This window comes from Stenotrophomonas sp. PS02298 (assembly GCF_029959445.1).
In the GTDB taxonomy this organism is placed as follows: Bacteria; Pseudomonadota; Gammaproteobacteria; order Xanthomonadales; family Xanthomonadaceae; genus Stenotrophomonas.
The window spans coordinates 1-23,256 of record NZ_JASCOR010000065.1 but is presented as its reverse complement, the minus strand read 5'-3'; the positions used below and the strand labels follow the sequence as shown (position 1 = coordinate 23,256).

23 protein-coding genes are annotated in these 23,256 nt (G+C 63.5%); 8 read left to right on the top strand and 15 right to left on the bottom strand.

Going from position 1 to position 23,256, the window contains the following annotated elements; all coding sequences use genetic code 11:
- Positions 1 to 78 precede the first annotated feature (78 nt).
- From QMX78_RS11330 to QMX78_RS11305, 6 genes are read right to left on the bottom strand one after another with little or no spacing between them, the layout of a single operon-like run.
- Positions 79 to 669 carry a DUF2884 family protein gene (locus tag QMX78_RS11330; RefSeq protein WP_282269525.1) on the bottom strand — a complete coding sequence of 197 codons (591 nt, stop codon included), beginning with the start codon at positions 667 to 669 and terminating at the stop codon, positions 79 to 81.
- Between the two features lie 29 nt (positions 670 to 698).
- Complete coding sequence (locus QMX78_RS11325; RefSeq protein ID WP_282269523.1) at positions 699 to 1,523, bottom strand: DUF4097 family beta strand repeat-containing protein; 825 nt, start codon at positions 1,521 to 1,523, stop codon at positions 699 to 701.
- A 21-nt stretch (positions 1,524 to 1,544) separates the two neighbouring features.
- A complete protein-coding gene (locus QMX78_RS11320) occupies positions 1,545 to 2,525 on the bottom strand; it encodes an ABC transporter permease (RefSeq protein ID WP_282269521.1) in 981 nt (326 codons plus the stop codon).
- Entirely contained in the window at positions 2,522 to 3,391 is an 870-nt protein-coding gene (locus QMX78_RS11315) for an ABC transporter ATP-binding protein (protein ID WP_282269519.1), read from the bottom strand. The genes QMX78_RS11320 and QMX78_RS11315 overlap by 4 nt, the downstream gene beginning before the upstream one ends.
- Entirely contained in the window at positions 3,388 to 3,750 is a 363-nt protein-coding gene (locus QMX78_RS11310) for a GntR family transcriptional regulator (RefSeq protein ID WP_282269510.1), read from the bottom strand. Before QMX78_RS11310 ends, QMX78_RS11315 begins: the two co-directional genes overlap by 4 nt.
- Positions 3,751 to 3,753: 3 nt before the next feature.
- Positions 3,754 to 3,996, bottom strand: a complete 243-nt coding sequence (locus QMX78_RS11305; protein ID WP_282269508.1) for a hypothetical protein — start codon at positions 3,994 to 3,996, stop codon at positions 3,754 to 3,756.
- A 146-nt stretch (positions 3,997 to 4,142) separates the two neighbouring features.
- Here QMX78_RS11305 and QMX78_RS11300 point away from each other — a divergent pair, with 146 nt between their 5' ends.
- The 6 genes from QMX78_RS11300 to QMX78_RS11275 all read left to right on the top strand — a co-directional run bounded on the left by QMX78_RS11300 (position 4,143) and on the right by QMX78_RS11275 (position 10,146).
- Positions 4,143 to 4,691: a glutathione peroxidase gene (locus QMX78_RS11300; RefSeq protein ID WP_282269527.1), complete on the top strand. Its 549-nt coding sequence runs from the start codon at positions 4,143 to 4,145 to the stop codon at positions 4,689 to 4,691.
- 85 nt (positions 4,692 to 4,776) lie between these two features.
- Positions 4,777 to 5,757, top strand: coding sequence for an FKBP-type peptidyl-prolyl cis-trans isomerase (locus QMX78_RS11295; RefSeq protein WP_282269506.1), 981 nt, complete (start codon positions 4,777 to 4,779; stop codon positions 5,755 to 5,757).
- Positions 5,758 to 5,783: 26 nt separating this feature from the next.
- Complete coding sequence (locus QMX78_RS11290) at positions 5,784 to 7,133, top strand: UDP-glucose/GDP-mannose dehydrogenase family protein (protein WP_282269504.1); 1,350 nt, start codon at positions 5,784 to 5,786, stop codon at positions 7,131 to 7,133.
- Positions 7,126 to 7,365, top strand: coding sequence for a SlyX family protein (locus QMX78_RS11285; RefSeq protein WP_282269502.1), 240 nt, complete (start codon positions 7,126 to 7,128; stop codon positions 7,363 to 7,365). Before QMX78_RS11290 ends, QMX78_RS11285 begins: the two co-directional genes overlap by 8 nt.
- An 8-nt stretch (positions 7,366 to 7,373) precedes the next feature.
- Positions 7,374 to 8,021, top strand: a complete 648-nt coding sequence (locus QMX78_RS11280) for a DUF2058 family protein (protein ID WP_282269500.1) — start codon at positions 7,374 to 7,376, stop codon at positions 8,019 to 8,021.
- A 61-nt stretch (positions 8,022 to 8,082) separates the two neighbouring features.
- Entirely contained in the window at positions 8,083 to 10,146 is a 2,064-nt protein-coding gene (locus tag QMX78_RS11275) for an acyltransferase family protein (protein ID WP_282269498.1), read from the top strand.
- Between the two features lie 150 nt (positions 10,147 to 10,296).
- On the opposite strand, the gene QMX78_RS11270 is transcribed toward QMX78_RS11275, so the two are convergent.
- From QMX78_RS11270 to QMX78_RS11255, 4 genes are all read right to left on the bottom strand, one after another.
- Positions 10,297 to 10,839, bottom strand: coding sequence for a hypothetical protein (locus QMX78_RS11270; protein WP_282269495.1), 543 nt, complete (start codon positions 10,837 to 10,839; stop codon positions 10,297 to 10,299).
- Positions 10,840 to 10,902: 63 nt separating this feature from the next.
- A complete protein-coding gene (locus tag QMX78_RS11265) occupies positions 10,903 to 12,087 on the bottom strand; it encodes an MFS transporter (protein WP_282269493.1) in 1,185 nt (394 codons plus the stop codon).
- Positions 12,088 to 12,503: 416 nt separating this feature from the next.
- Positions 12,504 to 13,955 carry an amidohydrolase family protein gene (locus QMX78_RS11260; RefSeq protein WP_282269491.1) on the bottom strand — a complete coding sequence of 484 codons (1,452 nt, stop codon included), beginning with the start codon at positions 13,953 to 13,955 and terminating at the stop codon, positions 12,504 to 12,506.
- Between the two features lie 52 nt (positions 13,956 to 14,007).
- Positions 14,008 to 14,679 (bottom strand): ankyrin repeat domain-containing protein, encoded by a 672-nt coding sequence (locus tag QMX78_RS11255; protein WP_282269489.1) that lies wholly within the window; start codon positions 14,677 to 14,679, stop codon positions 14,008 to 14,010.
- A gap of 91 nt (positions 14,680 to 14,770) precedes the next feature.
- Between QMX78_RS11255 and QMX78_RS11250 the strand changes: the two genes are divergently transcribed.
- Positions 14,771 to 15,670, top strand: coding sequence for a LysR substrate-binding domain-containing protein (locus tag QMX78_RS11250; protein ID WP_282269487.1), 900 nt, complete (start codon positions 14,771 to 14,773; stop codon positions 15,668 to 15,670).
- 46 nt (positions 15,671 to 15,716) lie between these two features.
- On the opposite strand, the gene QMX78_RS11245 is transcribed toward QMX78_RS11250, so the two are convergent.
- From QMX78_RS11245 to QMX78_RS11225, 5 genes are all read right to left on the bottom strand, one after another.
- Positions 15,717 to 16,400, bottom strand: a complete 684-nt coding sequence (locus QMX78_RS11245) for a hypothetical protein (protein WP_282269485.1) — start codon at positions 16,398 to 16,400, stop codon at positions 15,717 to 15,719.
- Positions 16,401 to 16,472: 72 nt separating this feature from the next.
- A complete protein-coding gene (gene metH / locus QMX78_RS11240) occupies positions 16,473 to 19,268 on the bottom strand; it encodes a methionine synthase (RefSeq protein WP_282269483.1) in 2,796 nt (931 codons plus the stop codon).
- Positions 19,268 to 19,870, bottom strand: coding sequence for a short chain dehydrogenase (locus QMX78_RS11235; RefSeq protein ID WP_282269481.1), 603 nt, complete (start codon positions 19,868 to 19,870; stop codon positions 19,268 to 19,270). The genes metH and QMX78_RS11235 overlap by 1 nt, the downstream gene beginning before the upstream one ends.
- Before the next feature lie 10 nt (positions 19,871 to 19,880).
- Positions 19,881 to 20,960 (bottom strand): homocysteine S-methyltransferase family protein, encoded by a 1,080-nt coding sequence (locus QMX78_RS11230; RefSeq protein WP_282269479.1) that lies wholly within the window; start codon positions 20,958 to 20,960, stop codon positions 19,881 to 19,883.
- A 21-nt stretch (positions 20,961 to 20,981) separates the two neighbouring features.
- Positions 20,982 to 21,911, bottom strand: a complete 930-nt coding sequence (locus tag QMX78_RS11225; protein WP_282269478.1) for an ArsR family transcriptional regulator — start codon at positions 21,909 to 21,911, stop codon at positions 20,982 to 20,984.
- A 126-nt stretch (positions 21,912 to 22,037) separates the two neighbouring features.
- Here QMX78_RS11225 and QMX78_RS11220 point away from each other — a divergent pair, with 126 nt between their 5' ends.
- Entirely contained in the window at positions 22,038 to 23,186 is a 1,149-nt protein-coding gene (locus tag QMX78_RS11220) for an acyl-CoA dehydrogenase family protein (RefSeq protein ID WP_282269475.1), read from the top strand.
- The last annotated feature ends 70 nt before the right edge of the window (positions 23,187 to 23,256 follow it).

Here is a 23,256-nt window from a genome sequence, read left to right as displayed (position 1 = left end):
TCTATTCATGGCAGCGGGGCAGCAACGGCGGGGGCGGTCATTCTACCGCCCCCGCCAGAGTGCAGGTCAGGCTCCCCATCAGGGGATCTGGACGTTGCCGTTGCCGTTGCGGCAATCGTCGATGTCGCTCTGGTCCATCTTTGCGTACGGCTTGAACTCGGGCACCGCCGCAGCCAGTTGCTGCTGGGTGGCCATCAGTGCAGGCAGCTGGTCGCAGATCTTGGCGGCGCTGGCCTTGATCTTGTCCGCCTCGGCATTGATGCGTGCTTCGATCTGCTCGGAGTTGCCAGAGAAGATGCCCTTGATCGCTTCGCCCGCAGCCTGCGCACCGAGGTTGGCCCCCTGCACGCCGATGTCGATGCCAGCCTCAGCAATGCCGATCACCTGCGTGCGGTAGCGCAGGGTAATCGCGCGTTGGCTGTCGTTGAGCGGGATGGAGGTGCTGTTGATCAGCAGGTCGCCGGTCGGAGTGACCTCGACCTTGGCGCCATCGGAGCCAATGCTGATGTTGCCCTCCGCCATTTCCTTGCGGGCCTTGTCGGTCGCTTCGCGGACCTTGGCACCAATGGTGCTGTCGGTCGCCGGTGCGTTGGTTGCCGGCTTTTCGCCACAGGCAGCCAGCGGGATGGCCAATGCAAGAGCAAGCAGGGGTGCGTTGAGGATCTTCATGGTGTGCGTTCCGTTGCGATAAGAAGGAATTAGCGTTTTTTCGGCAGCTCGACGCTGCCGCTGATGCCGGAATGATTCACCGAGCCGCTGCCGAGGCTATCGACCTTGAGGCTGGCGGCGCCACGGACGTCGAGGTCGCCCGAGCCCAGTGAGCCCAACTGCACGGCGCCGCGGCTGTCGCGAATGTCGACGTCACCGGAGCCGATGCTTTCGATGCTCACCGCACCCTGTACACCGCGCAGCTCGACGTCACCGGAGCCGACAGTGCCGATCCGGGCGTCGCCGCGGACGCCGTCGATCCTGGCATCACCCGATCCCACCGAAAGCACGTGAAGCGAGCCGATGTTGTGGAACTCGACATCGCCTGAACCCACTGCCGCCGTTGCCAGGCCCTTGATGTCACGCGCACTGACATCGCCAGAACCCACGTCGGCGCTCATGCTCTTGGCGCCGACCAGCGAGGCATCACCGGAACCGACCTTGAGCTGTACCAGGATGTCGTCCGGCAGGCTGCCGGTCAGGTCCAGGTAGGCGTAGGTGTGGCCCATGTTGATGTTCAGCCCCTGGTTGCGGCGTTCCAGCGTCACCACCAGCTTGTCGCCAACCTTGCGCTGGCTCAGCGTGAGCTGGTCCAGCAGCTCCTGGCTGGAAGCGCAGCCTCGTCCGCTGATGGCCGCTCTCGCTCCAGGGCTGGCCTGCAGGCGCAGGTCATGACTGTTCACTTCAAACATCACGGTCTTGCTGCTGCCCAGGTCCAGGTTCAGCGACTGCGGTGCGGTAAACGCGCAGGGCTGGCTGGCGAAGGCTGCGCCCGGCGCAGCCAGCAATGCGGCCAGTACAAACGTCTTGTGCATGAACATTCTCCTGATCAGAACTCAGATGTCGTCGCGACGGCGGCGCAGGTAGATGGCGGCGACGATAAAAGCGATACCGACCACGGCGCCGATCCAGATATCCGGGTTGGAGAGTACCTTGCCCAGGCTATGGTGCTGCAGCAACCACTGCACCAGGTCGGCCGGGGTCTGCAGGTCTTCGCCACGGATGTTGGTGTCGGTCAGGCCGCGCGGCAGCCAGGAAGACGGGAACACGCTGAGCAGGCCGCGGTAGGCAACGGTGTACCAGATCCAGCCCAGCGGCAGCTTCACGCCCGGCATCGCGCCGAGGATGCTGATCATGGTGCAGGCCAGTAGCGGGATCAGCACCGCCCACAGGAACGGCTTGGTCCGCACCAGCGCCGAGCAGAACATCAGCCAGCCGACGGTTGGCAACGCCCAGAGCAGGCTGACCGGAAGCGTGCTCAGGATCAGACCCAGGATGCGGAACGGGTGCGAGTGGGTGGCAATCGCCCAGGGGCTGGTGGCGCCGGCACCGGCTGCGCCCAACATGGCTACTACCCATAGCACCAGGCCGACAGCCAGGCCGATGGCCATCGCGATCAGCGGTGCCAAGACCAGTGCCCACAGGGCCTTGGACAGCACGGTCTGGGTGTCGGAGACCGGCAATGACTTCCAGAACAGTACGCTGCGGTCGCGACGGTCGTCGTAGAGGCTACCCAGGGCGTAGAAGAACACGACAAAGGCCAGGATCAACGACGCCAGGAAGATGCCTGCCAGCAGCAGGCCGTCGCCGAACGCACCCATGACCTTGAGGTATTCGCTGACATCGCCGGTGTGATTGATGCCATCGGAGTTGCGGGCGGCGAACACGCCAATCAGCGCGCCGATGATGGCGAACAGGATGGCGATGCCGCCGGTGATGACCTGGGCCCAGACGAAGCCGCCCCGGTTTTCCCAGTACTCACGCTTGAGCAGCCATTTGAACTTGCCGAGCGGGGTGATGTGGTGAGCGGCGTTCATGCGTAGGTTCCCTTCATGGTGGCCACGAACAGGTCGGCCAGGCCGGGGGTGCGGATTTCGCCCATGGCGGCGAGTTGGTGGCGGTTGGCGCCATCAAACAGCAGCACGCTCTTGCCGAATGGCAGGGCGCGTTCTTCGATCGGACCCAGGGCGCGGGCGGCCTGCAGCGTGTCGGCCGAGGCCAGCAGCTCGGTGTAACGCTCGGCCAGTGCTTCCATGTCGGAGGACAGCACGATCGAACCGTCGCGGATGAACAGTACGTCGGTCAGGATGTGCTCGATCTCTTCCACCTGGTGGGTGGTGATGATGATGGTCTTCTGCTCGTCGAAGTAATCCTCCAGCAGGCGCTGGTAGAACTCCTTGCGGTACATGATGTCCAGGCCCAGGGTGGGCTCGTCCAGCACCAGGATTTTGGCGTCGATGGCCATCACCAGGGCGAGGTGCAGCTGCACGACCATGCCCTTGGACATCTCCCGCACGCGTTGCTTCGGGCTGAGCTTGGTGTTGGCCAGGAAGCGTTCGCAGCGGGCGCGGTCAAATCGCGGGTGCACACCGGCGACGAAGTCGATGGCTTCCTTGACCCGCAACCAACGCGGCAGCACTGCAACATCGGCGATGAAGCAGACATCGTTCATCAGGTCATCGCGTTGGCTGCGCGGGTCCATGCCCAGTACCTGCAGGTCGCCGTCAAACGAGGTCAGGCCGAGCAGGGCCTTGAGCGCCGTGGTCTTGCCGGCGCCGTTGGGGCCGATCAGGCCGACGATGCGGCCCGGTTCGATGGTGAAGCTGGTGTTGTCCAGCGCTGGCTTCTGCTTGTAGGCCTTGCGCAGGCCCTTGGCGGAAACGACGGCTTCGACGGCGTTCATAGAGTGGTCCCCGGTGGCAGCAAATCTTCCATGGTCAGGCCCAGGCGCTGGATGCGCTCCAGCACGGCCGGCCATTCGTCATTGAGAAAACGATCACGCTCGTTGCCGCGCAGCTTCTGGGCGGCCTCCTCGGTCATGAACATACCAAGGCCACGGCGTTTCTCGACCAGGTTCTCGTCGGCCAACTCCTGATAGGCGCGCGAGACGGTGATCGGATTCAATTGGTACTCGGCCGCTACCTGGCGAACCGAGGGCAGGGCATCGCCCGGCTTCAGGATTCCGTCCAGCATCATCGCTATCACGCGATCCTTCAGCTGGCGGTAAATGGGAGCGCCATCGCTCCACTGGATATCGCTCATGGGTCAGCTCCGCGAATTCAGCTGTGCGAAAGAAAAATAAGGCATCGAAAGACTGGTCCGCATACGCCGGGCCGGTCGTTTCGTTTTGGGGCTTTCGTCGGCATCCTGCCCATCACCGCCCACCTGGGCTGCATAATCCCTGGCATCGGCAAGGCCGTTGCCGAGGGAGGTTGAGCAGCCCAGCAACAGCAAGGTGCCTGTGACCATCAGTGCGTGGAGAGCGTGTCTGCCGTGCTTGGTGTTCATGGGGCCCCTGTGTAGGGTGGCTGGTGTTGTATGCAACTATAACACCGACACGCCAACATGCAACTGCTTGTGACCAAACTAATGGCCTATGCCGTTCCAAACTTGTTTGTAGTGTTCAGGAGAAGCCGGTGGGCATTCGTAATCTGTTGATATCTATTGCTTTTATTGCTGGCGTGGGTGCGGTGTTGGATGCCGCTGCCGGTCCGCTGCTTGACCGCAACTACCGTTCGCTGGCCGGAAAAGAAGAGGTAAACCTGAATCGCGCGTATGGCGGCAAGGTGCTACTGGTAGTGAATACCGCCTCCAAGTGCGGGTTTACCCCGCAATACGAGGGGCTGGAGGCATTGCAGCAGGAACTGTCGCCACGTGGTTTTGCCGTATTGGGCTTTCCATCCAATGATTTCAAAGGCCAGGAACCTGGCAGTGAGGAGCAGATCCAGGAGTTCTGCACACTTACTTATGGGGTGAAATTCCCGATGTTCCAGAAGGTTCATGTGATCGGGCCGGAAACGACGCCGCTGTACCAGGATCTGACGCGCATCAGTGGCGTGGCGCCGGCCTGGAACTTTCACAAATATCTGATATCACGCGATGGTCGGGTCCTGGCACAGTTCCCCAGCCGGGTGAAACCGGATGACCCGGAGCTGCGGGCAGCGATTGATCGCGCGCTGGCCGCACCCGCGCCACGGCGCTGATGCGCCTCGACATCTGCGGTGCGCGTGCGACAATGTCGCCCCTCGCGCCGCCGGTGGCGTTTGTTCACTTCCAGGAATGCAGCGAATGAAGATGGGAAAGCGTGGCGCGGTTGCGTCGCTTCTGATTTTGGCGATGGCGGCCCCCGGGGTCGTTTTTTCGCAACAACCTGCCGCTGCGGCGGCGACCAAGGAGAAGTCTGTTTTGACCTCGGATCGTGAAAAGATTGGCTACGCCATCGGTCTCGACGTGGCGAGCTCGTTTGAGCCGGTTGCCTCGGAAGTAGACGTGGCCGCATTGCGCCGTGCCGTTGAGAACGCCTTTGCTGGCGGCCAGCCGCTGCTGTCGCAGGAAGATGCACAGAAGACCGACCAGGCACTGCGCACCGTGATGATGGCGCGTTCGGGCCAGCAGGTTCCGGGCATGGCCCCGGGCAGTGCACCGCCGTCGGTTGACCGCGAAAAGGTTGGCCTGATGCTCGGCAGCTTCGCCGTCGGCCCGTCGCTGGCACGCATCAAGGATGAGATTGATCTGGATTCGGTGTTCCAGGCGATCAGCACCGTGTTCGCCAAGGGCACCCCGCTGATGACCCGCGAGCAGGCGCAGGGCGTGCTGCAGGCATTCAGCGCCACCAAGGAAGCTGAAATGAAGGCTGCGGCCGGCAAGGCTGCCCAGACCAACCGTGAAGAAGGCAATGCTTTCCTCGCCAAGAACAAGACCCAGCCGGGCGTGGTGACCACCGCTTCGGGCCTGCAGTACCAGGTGATCCGCGCCGGCAGCGGCGAGCGCCCGATGGCCACCAGCCGCGTGCGCGTCAACTACGAAGGCAAGCTGCTCAGCGGCGAAGTGTTCGACAGCAGCTACCAGCGCGGTCAGCCGGTTGATTTCGGCCTGGACCAGGTCATCAAGGGCTGGACCGAGGGCGTTGCACTGATGCCGGTCGGCTCCAAGTACCGCTTCTGGATTCCGGGTGAACTGGCTTACGGTGAAGCCGGCACGCCGGGCGGCCCGATCGGCCCGAACGCGACGTTGAGCTTCGACGTCGAGTTGCTGGGCGTCATGCCGTAAGGCTGGGTTACGGAGTAGGCGCAACCATGCGTGTAGCTATTTTCGGAACCGGCTATGTGGGTCTCGTGACCGGGACCTGCTTGGCGGAAGTAGGGCACGATGTGGTCTGCGTCGATATCGACCAAGCCAAGGTCGATGGTCTGGGGCGCGGCATCATCCCGATCTACGAACCTGGCCTGGAGCCGATGGTGAAGGCCAATCACGCCTCCGGGCGTCTGGCCTTCACCACGGAAGCGGCGAAGGCGATCGACCACGGTGAGGTGATCTTCATCGCGGTAGGTACGCCGCCGGACGAAGACGGCAGTGCTGATCTGCAGTACGTGTTGGCGGTTGCCCGCACCATCGGCCGCCATCTGGCGCGGCCGACGGTGGTGGTGAATAAATCGACGGTGCCGGTTGGCACTGCGGACAAGGTTCACGCTGCCATCGCAGAAGAGCTGGCAGCGCGTGGCCAGGAGATTGCCTTCGATGTGGTCTCCAATCCCGAGTTCCTGAAAGAAGGTGATGCGGTCGCAGACTGCATGCGCCCGGATCGCATCGTCATTGGTGCCAAGAACGCTCAGGCGGTGACGGTACTTCGGCGACTGTATGCGCCGTTCAACCGCAACCGTGACCGCGTTGTGGAAATGGACGTGCGTTCGGCCGAGCTGACCAAGTACGCCGCCAACGCGATGTTGGCGACCAAGATAAGCTTCATGAATGAAATCGCCAATATCGCCGAGCGCGTAGGCGCCGATATCGAGCAGGTGCGCCAGGGCATAGGCTCTGATCCGCGCATTGGCTGGCATTTCATTTATCCTGGTGCCGGCTACGGCGGCTCCTGTTTCCCCAAGGACGTGCAGGCTTTGGCCCGCACAGCCGCACAGCATGGCCACCAGCCGCAGCTGCTCAATGCGGTGGAGGCGGTGAATGCCGCCCAGAAAGGCCATCTCTTCGAGCTGATCCAGCGTCATTACGACCGTGGTGAAGACGAAGGTGTGCGAGGCAAGACCTTCGCGGTGTGGGGGCTGGCATTCAAGCCGAACACAGACGACATGCGCGAGGCACCGAGCCGGCGCGTATTGGCCCAGCTGTGGGAAGCCGGTGCCAAGGTGCAGGTGTTCGATCCGGAAGCCATGGATGAAGCCCGCCGTGTTTTTGGCGAGCGTGATGACCTGGTTTTCTGCGATTCCGCATTTGCCGCACTACATGAAGCAGACGCTCTGGTGGTAGTCACCGAGTGGAAGCAGTTCCGCAGCCCGGACTTTGCGCGCATGCGTGAAGCGCTGGGTGATGCGGTGGTATTTGATGGCCGTAACCTCTACGACCCGGCTGAAATCGAAGCCGCAGGCCTGGCGTATTACGGCATTGGTCGAGGACGTTCCGTACATGCATGAATCAACTCCCGAGCAGCGCGAACAAGCGCTGGAAGCGCGCCTGGTTGAACTGGAGATGCGTGTTTCCTTCCAGGAGCAGGCGTTGGCGGAAATGAGCGAGGCGTTGGCTGATGCCCGCATGCAGGGCTCGCGTAACGCTGATCTGCTGCGCCACTTACTTGATGACCTGGGCAAGGTGCGCACGGCGTTGTATGCCGACGCCGCCGATGAACCACCGCCCCCGCACTACTGATATTTCCCATGAGTGACAATATTCGTGACCAGCTGCTAGGGCTGGGTTTCAAACCTGCTCCCAAGCCGGAGCGCAAGCCGGAAGTGCGTCGTGACGGCCGTCCGCAGGGCAAGCCTGGGCAGGGCCGGCCACAGGCTGGCAACAAACCCGTGCACGCTGGCAAGCCTTCCCATCCGGGCAAGCCCGGGCAAAGTAGGCCGCAACAGGGCCCACGCAAGCCACGCTCGCAGGAAGACATCGATCTGGCCAAGGCTTATGCGATCCGTGCGCAGAAGGAAAAGGACGAACGCATCCAGGCCGAGCAGGCCAAGCAGGAAGAAGCACGCCTGCGCCGTGAGGCGCGCGCCAAGCTCGATGAGCTGATCAAGGACAAGGGTCTGAATGATCCCAACGCCGACATTGCCCGCCATTTCCCGTACGGCGGCAAGATCAAGCGCGTCTACGTCAACGCTGATCAGCTCAAGGCGCTCAACGCCGGTGAACTCGGCGTGCTGCAGCAGAACGGTCGCTACCTGTTGGTGACAGCCGAGGTGTTGGCACAGGCCGAGGGGATCTTTGCCCAGGCAGTGGCGCTGAAGGTCGACCCGAATGCTCCGGCGGATGCTGATCCCTACGCTGACCCGCAGTACCAGGTGCCGGACGATCTGGTCTGGTAAGCGATTCGATATGATGCAGACAACGGGCGCCAGCGGCGCCCGTTGTCTTGAGGGGAATGCAATGCAGGGACATCCGAAGCAGGAAGGCTATTACCCCCACGTTGACGGCCTGCGTGCCATTGCCGTGCTCGCGGTCATCTTCTATCACCTCAATCCGAGCTGGTTGGCGGGCGGTTTTACCGGCGTGGATGTCTTCTTCGTCATCTCCGGCTATGTGGTCAGTGCCTCTGTGGCGCGCTCTTCCAGCTTCGGTGGCTGGAAGGGAGTGCTGGGTTTCTATGCGCGGCGCATGCGCCGGATCATGCCGGCGCTGGTCGTGTGCCTGCTGGTCACCGGCCTGCTGAGCACCTTGTTCATTCCCGAGTCCTGGCTCAGCGAAACCAGTGGCAAGACCGGGCGCATGGCCTTTGTGGGGCTGAGCAACTGGGTATTGGCCGGCACGGGCAACGATTACTTCTCGCCACGTAGCGAGTTCAATCCTTACACCCATACCTGGTCACTCGGCGTGGAGGAACAGTTCTATCTGCTGTTCCCCCTGTTGTTCATGGCCTGGTCCAAAGGCGGCCGGGGCCGGGGTTTGTCGATGCTGTTGTTTGGGCTTGCCACGGCTGGTTCGCTGCTGTTTGCGATCAGTCGCGCGCTGCAGGGCGGGCAGGAGATCGCGTCCTTCTACCAGACCACCACGCGGTTCTGGCAGTTGGGCGCGGGTGTACTGCTGTTCCAGATGCTCGACATGCGTAGGCATGTGACCGGAGAGTCGCTCCTGACGGGGCCTTGGTCCGCGCTGTTGCAGTTGGGCAGTGCCAGCATGCTGGCTTATGGGTTGTGGGCTGCGCGTCCCGGACACTCGCCGTGGATCGATGGTTTATGGCCGGTGCTGGGCACGCTGGGTTTGCTGGCGGTGCTGCATCGCTCCGCTGCTGGCTGGGTCGGCCGCGGTCTGTCGGCTCAACCGATGCTGGTGATAGGGCGGATGTCATATTCGCTTTATCTATGGCATTGGCCGGTATTCGTGCTGTTCCGTTGGACGGTTGGCTTGGACTCGTTGCTCACCGGGGTACTGGCTTTGGTTTGCACCGCGGTGTTGGCTTGGCTGTCATGGCGCTGGGTCGAGCAGCCGCTGCGCTTTGGCAGACGCTGGCGTGGCTCGGACCTGCGTTGGGTGGCAGCCGGCGTGGTGTTGGCGTTGCTGGGTATGGCCGCGCAGAAACAATTGGAACGCGCTGCCAAGCATATTTCCCTGAGCACGGTCAGTCGCCATCCGCTGGACTGGTACCCGTATGCGAAGAGCTTGAAGAAGGAATTCCCTGATTGCGAATTGGTGGTGTCGCGCCTGTCGATCACGGGTGGTCACGTGCAGCAGTTCGAGCGTGGCAAGTGCGCTGCTGGCAAAGGCGCTGAGTGGCGTCTGTTCGTGGCGGGTGACTCGCATGCATTGGCATATGGCGAAATGCTCCGCCGCGTGGTTCTACTCGACGGTGGGCAGGCCCGCCTGTACGCAAGTACAGGCTGTGCGCTGGTCGGATTGCAAGGTCGGCAACAAGCCGATCCGGGCTGCGATGCCTACGTACACAACACGCTGGCTGATGTTGCCGCCCAGGCGCGTGCCGGCGATGTGCTGTTCCTGCCCGGTTTGCGGGTGCCAAGGCTGGTTGAGCAATATGGCCTGTTTGATCAGCAGCAGGCGTATGCATCGGTACTGAGTGAGGCATCTGCCGCGCAACGTGCTGCCGACGTGCAGGCTGCGATCATCGAGCTGAAGCCACTGGCGGATCGCGGCGTGCGGATCGTGCTGGAAGCGCCGAAGCCGGTGCTGGCTGCCCCACCGTTCCGCTGCTCGGATGCGTTCAACCGCAGCAATCCGATCTGTGTGAATGGCATGGCGGTTGCGCGTGAGCGAATGGAAGCACTGCGGGCCCCCGCAGTGACCAGCTTGCAGCAGGTGGCGCAGGCGCTGCCTGGCGCAAGTGTCTGGGACCCGTTGCCGGTACTGTGCCCAGGGACGACCTGCCAGCCAGAGCAAGCGGGGAAGCCGCTCTATTTCGACGGTGACCATTTGAGCGGTCACGGCAATCGCGTGTTGCTGCCCTCATTCCGCAGCCATCAGGCGGCGGAAATACGTTGAGTCGGACGTGTTCCGCGCGCGGTAGGGAGGCGGCGATCGCTGCCTTGGCCCGGAATCGGGGCTGAAGGTTCGGTGTGTTCCTCGGCATGGTGCGATCGCGCAGCGTGCACGCGTGGCGAGGTGGTGTGATCACGGATCAGTTGCCCGAGTTCAGCGCGGTGCTGCAACGTAACGGGCACTGGCATTGCCGCGTAAACCCGTACCGGGATCGGGATTGAGTGACAGGCGCATCTGGATGGCGCGGCCTTTGCCGTCGCCGTGCCAGGTGTAGGTGTGGACCGTCCAGCCTCTTTCGTCGATCGAAGTGAGTTCCGCTGTCGAGGTGTAGCCTGCAGGGGTCATTCGACCAAGGTCACCGAACTCTTTGGCGAGCCCCTTGGCATCGCCGCTGAAGATGGTTATCCGGCAGGTACCATCATCGGCCCAGGAGAAGCCGTAAGGGATACCTTCGTGGCTGACATACCAGGCCTTGCCGGGTTTGTGGCCGAGGAACTCGCTTGCCTCCGCATCCTGCACACGGTCGCCGCGGTTGCTCATCACCTCGACGAAGGTGTCGGGCTTGTCGAGCAGATCGAGGCAGACGCCGGCGAACATGCCGATCGGTGCAAGCGAGTCGTCGCTGGCGTGGGCGGTACTGCTTGCAAGCAGCGGTATCGCCGCCAGCAAGGTGTACAGGCTGGAACCGTATTTCATGACAGAGCCCCCTGTGCCGTGAGATGGCGCAGTTATAGCAGGGGTTTGGCCTGCCTGCAGGATTCAGCGCATGCGCCGGGCCTGGCGCGAAGGCGGCAGCCAGTACCAGGCGATCAGGGTGCCGAGCAGGGCGAAACAGCCGCCAGCGATGAAGGCGACCTTGCCGTTGCCGAACTGCCAGAGCTGGCCAGCGATCAGGGCGCCGAGTACACCGCCCAGCCCGGACGAGAAACCATAGAACAGCCCTTGGCCGTGCCCATTGAGGTTGCCCGGGAAGTAGCGTGCCAGCAGCTGCATGGCCGAGGCGAAGAACGCGGCGAAGCCCAGGCAATGGGTGGTCTGGGCGACCAGCATCACCGGCAGGTTCTCTGGCCACAGCGCGGTGGCCCACCAGCGCAACACGGCGCTGCCCATGGAGATGATCAGCAGCCAGCTGGCATCCCAGCGGCGGAAGAAGCGCGCGATCAGGAAGAACACCGCCACTTCGAACACCACGCCGACAGTCCACATCAGCCCAAGCAGCGAGGTGCTGTAGCCGTGCTGGTCCATGTAGAGCGAGAAGAACGTGTAATACGGGCCGAATGACAGTTGTTCAAGGAAGGCGGCAATGAAGAAGGCCAGGACCGGCTTCTGCCGCACGATGCTCCAGAAGCCTGCTTCGTGCTGGCTGCGCGCGGTGATATTGCGCGCATAACGGTTGAGGAAGGCCGAACCGGTCAGCAGCGCGAACAGTGGCAGCATCAGCCATGGCAGCTTGCCGGCACCGTGTTTCTCGATCAGCCAGCCGAACAGGGTGACGACGATGATGAAGCCCAGCGAGCCCCAGACCCGGATCATGCCGTAGCGATGGCTGTCCGCACCCAGGTGGGTGAGGGTGATCGATTCGAACTGCGGCATGACCGCGTTGTAGAAGAAACAGAACGCGATCATCACCGCGTACAGCGTCCACGGCGGCGCGGGCACCAGGAAGCCCGCGAAGCAGGCGATGGTCAATACACAGCCAACGCGCAGCCAGCGGATCGGGTGGGGCGAGACCGCGGCCAGCGAGGTCCAGGTGCTGGGAGCGACCACCCGTGTGGCGTACCACAGGCTCATCATCACGCTGATGGCGGTGACGGTCATGCCGCGCGACTGCAGGTACAGGCTCCAATACGGCGTGAACGCGCCCAGCGCGGCGTAGTAGAAGAAGTAGAAGCTCGACAGGCGTGCGGTCGGCACGGTCTGCGCTGGCAGGGCAACGGACGTCATGGCAAGGCGCTGGACGCGCTGGGCAGGCAAGGGGGGCGGCATGTGCCGCGGCCCCTATTGTGCCTTTTGCGGGCTTGGGATTGTAGGAGCGGCGTGAGCCGCGAAGCTGGTGTTGCTGGAGTGCTTGAGGCCTGTGCTGGCTGACAATGCGCTTGCTTCGCGGCTTACGCCGCTCCCACAAAAGCGATGCAGGTCTGTGCGTCCTGCAGTTAGCCCGGGTTGGCGCAGCGCATCCGGGAGACAGGTTGGGTATCCGTATGTAGGAGCGGCGCCAGCCGCGAAGCTGGCGCTGCTGCAGTTCTCGAGATACATGCCAGCTGACACATCATTTGCTTCGCGGCTTGCGCCGCTCCTGCAAACAGCCGGGCTACCGAGCTGTTTGAGTGGCTTTGCCGGCCTATGCCCGTGTGCGCAGATCAGGGCTTGGCCTTGGCATTCCATTCGGCGACCTGCGCCTTGGTTTCGGCCAGCATCGCGTCCAGCGCGCCGCGGTCGTAAACCTTGCCGCGCATCACCACGGTATTGATCGCGCGGGTGGCTGCGATGTCCTGCAGCGGATTGCGGTCCAGCAACACCAGGTCCGCCGCCTTGCCTTCGGCGACCGCGCCGTAGCGATCGAGTTTCCCGAACCAGGCGGGGCCGGCACGGGTGGCCGACTGCAGCACCTGCGCCGGCGTCAGCCCTTCGCGGACATACAGTGCCAGCTCGTTGTGCAGGCCGATACCGGGGAAATTGTAGGAGTTCAGAAAGCCCGCATCGGTGCCGGCCATGATGCGCACGCCGGCTTCCTGCAGCATCGGCAGCACCGCTGCCACCTGGGCGTAGTGGGCGTGGCGGGCTTCGACCTGTGCGGGTGTGGCCTTGGCTGCACGCTCGACGCGCCACGTGTAGGTATCGCGCAGTCCTGGGCCGATGTAAGCCAGGTAGGGGTCGTTGTCACGCGGTTCGACGTCGAGGAAGTCGATGATGCGGCCGCCGTCCAGTGTCGGGGTCACGGCGACGCCGAGTTCGGCGAAGCGGCGATACGCCGCCATCGCGGTGGTGCGGTCGAAGCCGGCATGCAGCCTGCGGTTGGCCTCGGCACGGTCGATGTTGCCGGCGGCGAAATCGGCAGCGATCGCAGCCTCATCCTTGACCCCGGCCTTGAAGGCATAGTCCAGGTGCTCGATCGAACTCATGCCGGCCTCGATGGCCTGGCCCACGGTCAAGGCCATCGGGACATGGCCGGAACTGCGCATGCCGCGCGCCTTGGCTTGGCTCACGGCGTACAGGAACAGCTCCGGCTTGAGCGTACTGTCGGTGATCTTGACGAAATCCACCTGGTCGCGCTGCTCGCGGTCCAGTGCTGCGTCCACACCGGCCTTGTCACCGGCCTCGATCGTGCCTTTCCACACCGGCGCCAGACCTTCGATCTTGGCACCGGAGGTGAACAGCTGCGGCCCGAACAACTGGCCGCTGGCGATCTGCCCGCGCCACGACAATACCTGCTCGGCCAGATCACCCGAGGCATCACGCACGGTGATGATGCCATGTGCGACGTATAGCGGCAGCAGGGCCTTGTTCTCTTCGATCAGCGCCGGGCCGCCGCCAAAGTGGACGTGCATGTCCCACAGCCCTGGAATCAGATAGCGGCCGCGGCCATCGATGGCGGTGGTTGCGCGCCATTGGGTGCCCAGCTGTGCGTCATTGCCGACGGCGACGATGCTGCCCTCACGGATGGCGACGGTCTGGTCGGGTATCGCGCGGCCGTGTTCGACATCGATCACGGTTGCATGGCGTATCACTACGTCGGCCTGGGATTGGGCGGCGATTGCGGGCGAGGTGGTTGCTGCGAGTATGGTCAGCAGCAGGCCGAGGGAGGTCTTCATCGGTGGTTCCAGTGGTAGGCGATTGCCGGGCAATGCGGATGCGTGGAGTGCTTCAACGAGCGCCTGCTGCACGCAGCAGCTGCTCGATAACGGTTTGTCGACGTTGGCGTGCATGCGCCAGGGGCGTGACGCCGTGCTCATCGGCAAGGTTGACGTCGGCACCGGCGGCAATGAGCAACTGGGTGATCTGCGCGTAGCGTTGGCTGCCGTCACCCAGGATGACGGTCTCCAGCAGCGCGGTCCAACCCAGGTTGTTGACATGGTCGACGTCAACACCGGCCTTGATCAGCAGCTGTACCGTGCTGACATGGCCGCGTTCGGCCGCCGGTATCAAGGCGGTGCCGCCATAACGGTTGGTGCTGCGCAGGTCGGCGCCGTGCGTGAGGGTCATCTGCAGGATTTCGGTTTGCCCGCTGGCACCGGCGTACAGATAGGGGCTGTCCTGGAGCTGGTCTTTCGCGTTGACATCAGCCCCTGCAGCGATGAGGACGCGCGCCGCCTCGATCTGCCGCGCACGGATGGCGGTCAGCAAGGGCGCGCGTCCGTTGGCATCGCGGCTGTTGATGCCGTTGCCCTGGCTCAGCAGTAGCGCGATGCGCTGGCTGTCGCCGGCTTCAGCAGCGCGTTGCAACTGCTCCGCGATGGCCGTGCTGGTGCCGACGCCGCTGGAGGTGAGCAGCGCGGCAGCCAATGCCGGGGCGGCGATCCAGTTCTCTACGCTCATTGCCTGCCTCTGTCCGGGTTGCTGTGTGCCTGCAGCGGGGGAGGGCGTTTGCCCAAACCTGCAGGCGATGCTACAAGTACGGCGATCTATCGTGAAATTAAATGTCGTGGTCGAGTCCAGTTCAAAAACAAATAGGGCCTATTTCGACTTGGATCTGCTGCGGGCGTTGGTGATGGTGGCCGATTGCGGCAGTTTCACTGCCGCCGCGGCGCGCCTGCATTCCACCCAGTCCACCATCAGCCAGAAAGTGCGGCGGTTGGAGGACCTTGCCGGGCACCGCCTGCTGGATCGCGGGGTGCGCGATGTGCGGCCGACGGACATCGGTGAGACCGTGTTGGGCTATGCGCGGCGCATGTTGTCGCTCAACGAGCAGTTAGCGGAAGCCTTGTCGGGCGATGGTGCGGCGGTGGTGATCAGGCTGGGGGTGCCGGAAGATTTCGCTGCAGGGCGTACCACGCCGGTGTTGGCTGAGTTCACCAGGGCCTATCCGCGGGTGAAGCTGGAGGTCAGCAGCGGCTTGAGCCGTGCCTTGGCCGATGGCTACGACCGCGGCGAGCTCGACCTGATCCTGGTCAAGCAACGTCGCGGGAGCCGTGAGGGCGTGGCGTGCTGGCCGGAACCGATGTGCTGGGTGGACAGTGCCAGCAGTCCCTCGTTCGGGATGGAGCCGGTGCAGCTGGTGGCGTTTCCGCCGCGTGGCATGTACCGCGAAGACATGATCGACGCGATTGAACGCCTGGGGCGGCGGTGGCGCATCAGCTTCACCAGTTCCAGCCTTGGTGGCATCCAGTCAGCGGTTGCCGATGGTTTGGGCATCAGCCTGTTGCCGGCGCGGGCGATGACAGCCGGGCACGTGGTGTTGGGGGTGGAGTCCGGCTTGCCGCGTATCGACAGCGTCGAGCTGGCGGTCCTGCACCGCCCGTCGGCTGACCCGGAAGCCAAGGCCTTGGCCGCGTTGCTGATCCAGATGCTTGAGCAGGAAATGGGGTGAGGTTTGCGGCAGCCGGGTAGCCGCCGACTGCCAACCACCAACTACGTCAGAACAGGTCTTCGACCGGCGTATCCAGCAGCTCTTTGGCACCATGGGTGAAGCGGCGCAGGCTGGAAATGCCCAGGTCGCGGATCAACGAGTGGGTGGTGTGGGGCAGGGCGGCGTCGTAGATGTCCTGCGGTGCGACGTTCTTGCCGTGAACGCCTGGCAGCAGATCGATGCCGGCCGCGGCATAGCAGTGCTGCACCATCGCCGAGCAGTAGAGGGCGCCTTCCTTGGACAGCAGGTTGCTGCGCCGACGCAGGCGGGTGCTGTGCATCGCAAACAAGGTGCCGACCAGTTCGCTCAGCGAATAGCTGGACAGCCCTGACAGCAGGTCCAGTGCGGCAATCTGTACCTTGTGGGTCTGGGCGGCATCCAGGCCGAAGTCGAGGATGGCCAGGTTCGGGAAGGCTTCGTCGTCGAAGTAACGAACGGCGCGGTTTTCCTGCGCGCCCAGCCGCAGCTGGCGATTGCGCAGGTCCAGATCCGATTCCAACACCCACCAGTGTCCATCCAGCCGCTGCTCACTGAACAGGAATGCGTGCGACCACAGGCTGCGGTGACCGTCCTGGGTCAGCGGCGCCTGCGCCTTGCGGATCGCTTTGCCGACCCAGTCATCCGTGCCGCACAGGCCGATGCGGCCGGGCGCGGCGTGCTTGCGGATCAGCTCTGCATTGCGGCTTTGCATGGGGTCTTGGCTTGGAGGGCAGCTGGCAGGATAGGCGCTGGCGGCGCGGTTGTCGCCGCCAGCAGTTGCTGGTCATTCCGGATCGTAATCGAGGTTGGAGGCCAACCAGCGTTCCACCTGCGCCCGATCCACGCCCTTGCGCTTGGCGTAGTCGGTGACCTGTTCGCGCGACACCCGGCCAACCACGAAGTACTGGCTTTGCGGGTGGCTGAAGTAGTAACCGGACACCGCCGCGGTAGGCAGCATGGCGAAGCTTTCGGTCAGCGACATGCCGATGCCTTGCGCGTCCAGCAGCTGGAAGATGGTCTGCTTTTCACTGTGTTCGGGGCAGGCAGGATAACCGGGCGCTGGGCGGATGCCGCTGTACTTTTCGGCGATCAGCGCCTCGTTGTCGAGCTGCTCATCCTCGGCGTAGCCCCAGAATTTGGTGCGCACGCGCTGGTGCAGGCGCTCGGCCATGGCCTCGGCCAGGCGGTCGGCAAGGGCCTTGAGCAGGATGGCGTTGTAGTCGTCGTGGTCGGCCTCGAAGCGGGCAACGTGTTCCTCGATGCCGATGCCGGCGGTAACCGCGAACGCGCCAATCCAATCCTGCTTGCCGCTGTCTGCTGGTGCGATGAAGTCGGCCAGGCAGAAGTCGGGCCGCTCGGCAGGCTTGTCGACCTGCTGGCGGAGGAAGTGCAGGGTGCGTTGCTCAAGCCCCTCTCCCTCCGGGAGAGAAGTTGGGGTGAGGGTAGAGGGCACAAGCGATGGAGCCAAAAGCTCGCCCTCATCCGCCCTTCGGGCACCTTCTCCCGCATGCGGGAGAAGGGACAGCACGACATCATCTCCACTGCTGTTCGCCGGCCAGATTCCAAACACAGCCCGCGCCGTCAGCCACTTCTCATCAACAATCCGCTTCAGCATCGCCTGCGCATCGGCGAACAGATCACTGGCCTGCGGACCAACAATCTCGTCCGTCAGGATCGCGGGGTACTTTCCAGCCAGTTCCCAGGCCTGGAAGAACGGCGTCCAGTCGATCACCGGCAGCAGGTCTTGCAGCGGATAGTTGTCGAACACATGCACACCCGGCTGGTTCGGCGTCGGTGGGGTGTACTGGCTCCAGTCGCAGGTAAACCGCTGTCCGCGTGCATGCTCCAGCGAGACCAGACGCTTGGCATCACCGCGGTTGCGATGGCGCTGGCGGATGTCGGCGTAGTCGGCATCGTTGGCGGCGACGAAGCTGGCACGCAGCTCGCGCGAGATCAGCGACTGGGCCACGCCGACGGCGCGCGAGGCATCTTTCACCCACACCGTCGGCGCACTGTAGAACGGGTCGATCTTCAATGCGGTGTGCGCGCGCGAGGTGGTTGCGCCGCCGATCATCAGCGGCATCTCGAAGCCCTGCCGCTGCATTTCCTTGGCGACATGGCTCATTTCCTCCAGCGAGGGCGTGATCAGCCCGGACAGGCCGATGATGTCGGCATTCTCGGCGCGGGCGGCGTCCAGGATCTTCTGTGCCGGCACCATCACGCCAAGGTCGACCACTTCGAAGTTGTTGCAGGCAAGCACCACGCCGACGATGTTCTTGCCGATGTCATGCACGTCGCCCTTGACCGTGGCCATGATGATCTTGCCGTTGGACTTGCCGACATCGCCGGTACGCGCCTTCTCTTCTTCGATGAAGGGCAGCAGGTAGGCCACGGCCTTCTTCATCACGCGCGCCGACTTCACCACCTGCGGCAGGAACATCTTGCCGGCGCCGAACAGGTCGCCGACCACGTTCATGCCATCCATCAAGGCGCCTTCGATCACGTCCAGTGGGCGCGCCGCCTGCTGGCGTGCCTCCTCGGTATCTTCCTCGACCCAGGCATCCAGGCCTTGCACCAGCGCGTGGGCCAGGCGGTCGCGCACCGGCCGTTCGCGCCAGGCCAGGTCCTCGACCTTCTTCTCGCCTTTCTTGCCCTTGTAGCGCTCGGCGATCTCAAGCAGGCGCTCGGTGCCGTCGCGGCGGCGGTTGAGGATGACGTCCTCCACGCGCTCGCGCAGCTCCGGGTCAAGCTGATCGTAGATCGGCATCGCACCGGCGTTGACGATACCCATGTCCATGCCGGCCTTGATGGCGTGGTACAGGAACACCGAGTGGATCGCCTGCCGTACCGTTTCATTGCCACGGAACGAGAACGAGACGTTCGAGACGCCGCCGGACACATGGCAATGCGGCAGCGTGCGCTTGATGATGCGGGTGGCTTCGATGAAGTCCACCGCGTAGTTGTCGTGTTCCTCGATGCCGGTGGCCACGGCAAAGATGTTCGGGTCGAAGATGATGTCTTCCGGCGGGAAGCCGACCTGCTCGGTCAGGATGCGATAGGCGCGGGTGCAGATCTCCACCTTGCGCTCGCAGGTGTCAGCCTGGCCCACTTCATCGAATGCCATCACCACCGCGGCAGCACCGTAGCGGCGCACCAGCTGCGCATGCTCGATGAACAGTTCCTCGCCTTCCTTCAGGGAGATCGAGTTGACCACGCTCTTGCCCTGCAGGCACTTGAGGCCGGCCTCGATCACGCTCCATTTGGAGGAATCGACCATCACCGGGATGCGGGCGATATCCGGCTCGGACATGATCAGGTTGAGGAAGCGTGCCATCGCTTTCTCCGAGTCGATCAGGCCTTCGTCCATGTTGACGTCGAGGATCTGCGCGCCGCTGGCCACCTGCTGGCGGGCAACGTCGACGGCTTCCTCGTAGCGTTCTTCCTTGACCAGCTTGCGGAACTGCGCGCTGCCAGTGACGTTGGTGCGTTCGCCGACGTTGACGAACAGCAGGTCGGGGGTGATGACCAGCGGCTCAAGGCCAGATAGCCGGGTGTAGCGGGGTGCTGTGTCGTTGCTCATTACCAGACCTTGAAAACCTGTCCATTGGCGATGCCGTCGATGCTGCGCTGGTAGGCCAGCGCGGCGCGGGCGGCGGAGACCGCTTCAAAGCCGGGGAAGAAGTCGCCATATGCATCCAGCGCCTCGCTCAGCACGCTGGGACTCACCGCGTTGATGCGCAGGCTGCGTGGCAGTTCGAGGGCGGCAGCGCGAACGAAACCCTCGATCGCCGCATTGACGCTGGTGGCGCTGGCGCCTTGGGCGATCGGCTGTTCGGTGAGGATGCCGGTGGTCAAGGTGATGCTGCCGCCATCGCGCAGATGGTGTTGGCCAAGCAAGGCCAGCCGCACCTGGCCAAGCAGCTTGTCGTGCAAGCCCTGCGTGAACTGCGCCGGGCTCATCTCCGTCACCGGCCCGAAGTGGACGCTGCCGGTAGTGGCGACTATCGCGTCGAGTGGACCAACCGCCTGCAGCAGCGCGCTCACGCTGTCATCGCTAGCCAGATCAACGCGGTGCAGCGGATCCGAGCGCGAAGCAGTGATGACCTGATGCCGTTGCCGCAGATGCTGCGCAACCGCCGAACCCAGGGTGCCAGTGGCACCAACCAGCAGGATTTTCTTCATCGTGACTTCCTCAGGCGGCCTTGTCCGCCGCCACCGGCAGCACACGTGGCGGCAGCCCCGCAACGGCTTCGGCAATGGCACGGATGTGATCGGGCGACGTACCGCAACAGCCGCCGACCAGGTTGAGCAGGCCGGACTGGGCGAACTCCTTCAGCGTGGTCGCCATTTCCTCGGGCGTTTCGTCGTACTCGCCAAAGGCGTTGGGCAGGCCTGCATTCGGATGCGCGCTGACGTAACCGCTGGATACCTGCGACAGCGTTTCCACGTGCGGGCGCATGTCGGTTGCACCCAAGGCGCAGTTGAAGCCGATCGAGAGCGGCTGGCTGTGCGAGACCGAAGCGTAGAAGGCCTCGGCGGTCTGCCCGGACAAGGTGCGGCCGGAGGCATCGGTGATGGTGCCGGAGATCATGACCGGCAGGCGTCCACCGCGCGCATCGAATACTTCCTCGATGGCGAACAAGGCGGCTTTGGCGTTGAGCGTGTCGAAGATGGTTTCCACCATCAGCGTGTCGGCGCCACCATCGATCAGGCCATCGATGGCCTCGCGGTAAGTCGCGCGCAGCTCATCGAAACTGGTGTTGCGGAAGCCGGGATCATTCACGTCCGGGCTGATCGACGCGGTGCGGCTGGTCGGGCCGAGCACGCCGATCACGAAGCGCGGCTTGTCCGGGGTTGTGGCTTCGACCGCGTCGCAGCACTGGCGGGCGATCTGGGCGCCTGCCTTGTTCAACTCGTAGACCAGATGTTCAAGGTGGTAGTCGGCCTGGCTGACCGAGGTGGCGTTGAAGGTGTTGGTTTCCAGCAGGTCCGCGCCGGCATCCAGATAGGCGCTGTGGATGCCGGCGATCACGTCCGGTCTGGTCAGCAGGAGCAGGTCGTTGTTGCCCTTGAGGTCATGCCCGCAGCCGGCGCCATGTGCGTGCTGGCTGTCAAAGCCGCCGCTGAAGCGTGCTCCCCGGTAGTCGTCTTCTTCAAGACGATGGCGCTGGATCATCGTGCCCATCGCACCATCGATGATCAGGATGCGCTTGGCCAAGGCGCCGAGCAGCTTGTCGACGCGTTCGGGGTGGAGCCAGGGGAGGGCTTGCATAGGGCGGGCCGGGTTGTGGGGTCAGGGTTGGTGCGCGATCAGGGAAATCACTTCGAAATGCGGTGGGCGTTTTTCGCGAGTGACGATCTCCAGGCTGGAGACCTCAAGCCCGGCTTTCTCGACGAACTTGCGCAACTCCTTGCCAGTGAAGCCGAGGTTGACGTGGCCATAGGCTTCAACCGCGACCTTGTGCTCATGGCGGGCCAGGCTGCACAACATCAGCCGGCCTTGTGGACGCAGCACGCGCGCGCACTCGGCCACGGCCTTGGCGGGTTGGCTGGAGTAGGTAAGGGCATGCATCAGCACAACCAGATCAAAGCTGCCGTCGGCGAAGGGCAGCTTGTGCATGTCGCCTTCCAGTACTTCCACATTTGGCAGCTTGCGCAGGCGCTCGCTGGCGGCGGCGACCACGCGTGCGCTGGTATCGATGCAGACATAGCGCTGTGCATGCGGTGCCAGCAGCTCGGCCAACACACCGTCACCGGAAGCGATATCCAGCACGTCACCTGTTTCCAGCAGAGGCAGGGCACTGCGCGCCATCGCTTCCCAGGTGCGGCCCGGCGAGTAATGCCGTTCCATGTCACCGGCGACGCTGTCAGCCCAGTTCTGGTCGGCGGCGCGCATGGCCAGCACCGCTGGCACGCGCTCGGCATCCTGGCGCAGCAGCGGGTCGTCGCTGCCGCTGCTCAGCGCATGCCACAATGCCCGCTGGGCAGGGTCCAGTGCGGCCTCATCGAAGCGGTAATACGCCGAGACACCTGCGCGACGGTCACGCACCAGACCGGCTTCCTTGAGCCGGGCCAGATGGGTGGAAACGCGCGGCTGCGCCAGCGTGGTGATGGCCGACAGCTCGGCCACGGTCAATTCTTCCTGTTCCAGCAACGTCAGCAGACGCACACGCGTCGCATCGGCGAACACTTTCAGACGGGTTGACCAGTCTTCCAGATCCATAAATATCTACCTATCGCGATATAGAGATATTTTGGCGATGTTGCCAGTTTCGGTCAAGGCGACGCGTAGGCTGAATGGGGTTGCGATGGTTACAATCGCAACTTGATGAACCCTGGGAGGGGTGTAGTGGACTTCAGTTTTTCCGACGAGCAGCTGATGCTGCAGGACGTCGCGCGCCGTATCGCCAAAGAAAAGATCGCACCGAGCGCCGAGCATTTCGACGCCACCGGCGAGTACCCGTTGGACAACATCCGCCTGCTCGGCGAGAACGGCTTGATGGGCATCGAGGTGCCGGTTGAGTACGGCGGCTCGGGCATGGATCCTGTTTCCAGTGTGCTGGCCATCGTCGAGGTGTCGGCGGCCGATGCCGCCCACGCAACCATCATGTCGGTCAACAACTCTCTGTTCTGCAATGCACTGCTGGGCTATGGCACCGAAGCGCAGAAGCAGACCTATGTGCGGGCGATTGCCGAAGGGCGCGAGATCGGCGCCTTTGCGCTGACCGAATCGCAGTCCGGCTCCGATGCGACCGCCATGCGTTGCCGCGCGGTCAAGCAGGCCGATGGTTCATTCGTGATCAATGGCCAGAAGAGCTGGATCACCTCTGGCCCGGTCGCTCGCTACATCGTGTTGTTTGCGATGACCGACCCGGAACAGCGCTCGCGCGGCATCACCGCTTTCATGATCGACACCAGCAAGCCTGGCTTCGGCCGTGGCAAGACCGAGCCCAAGCTCGGTGTACGTGCATCGGCGACCTGCGAGATCGAGTTCCAGGACTACGTTGCTGCAGCGGAAGATGTCATCGGCAAGGAAGGCGAGGGCTTCAAGATCGCAATGAGCCTGCTGGATTCGGGCCGTATCGGCATCGCCTCGCAGGCAGTGGGCATCGCCCGCGCGGCCTATGAGGCCTCGCTCGCCTATGTGAAGGAGCGCAAGTCGTTTGGTGCGCCGATCGGCAGCTTCCAGATGATCCAGGCCAAGATCGCCGACATGAAGTGCAAGCTGGATGCAGCGATGCTGCTGACCTTGCGCGCCGCCTGGACCAAGGCCCAAGGCAAGCGTTTCTCCACCGAAGCGGCGGTGGCCAAGCTGACCGCATCGGAAGCGGCGATGTGGATTGCCCACCAGGCCGTGCAGATCCACGGCGGCATGGGCTACTCAAAGGAAATGCCGTTGGAGCGTTACTTCCGCGATGCCAAGATCACCGAGATCTACGAGGGCACCTCGGAAATCCAGCGTCTGGTCATTGCCCGCAACGAAACCGGCGTGCGCTGACCCTGTAGTGCCGAGCCATGCTCGGCAGAGGCTTTCCTGGCAATGTGGCTCGTGTAGGAGCGGCGTAAGC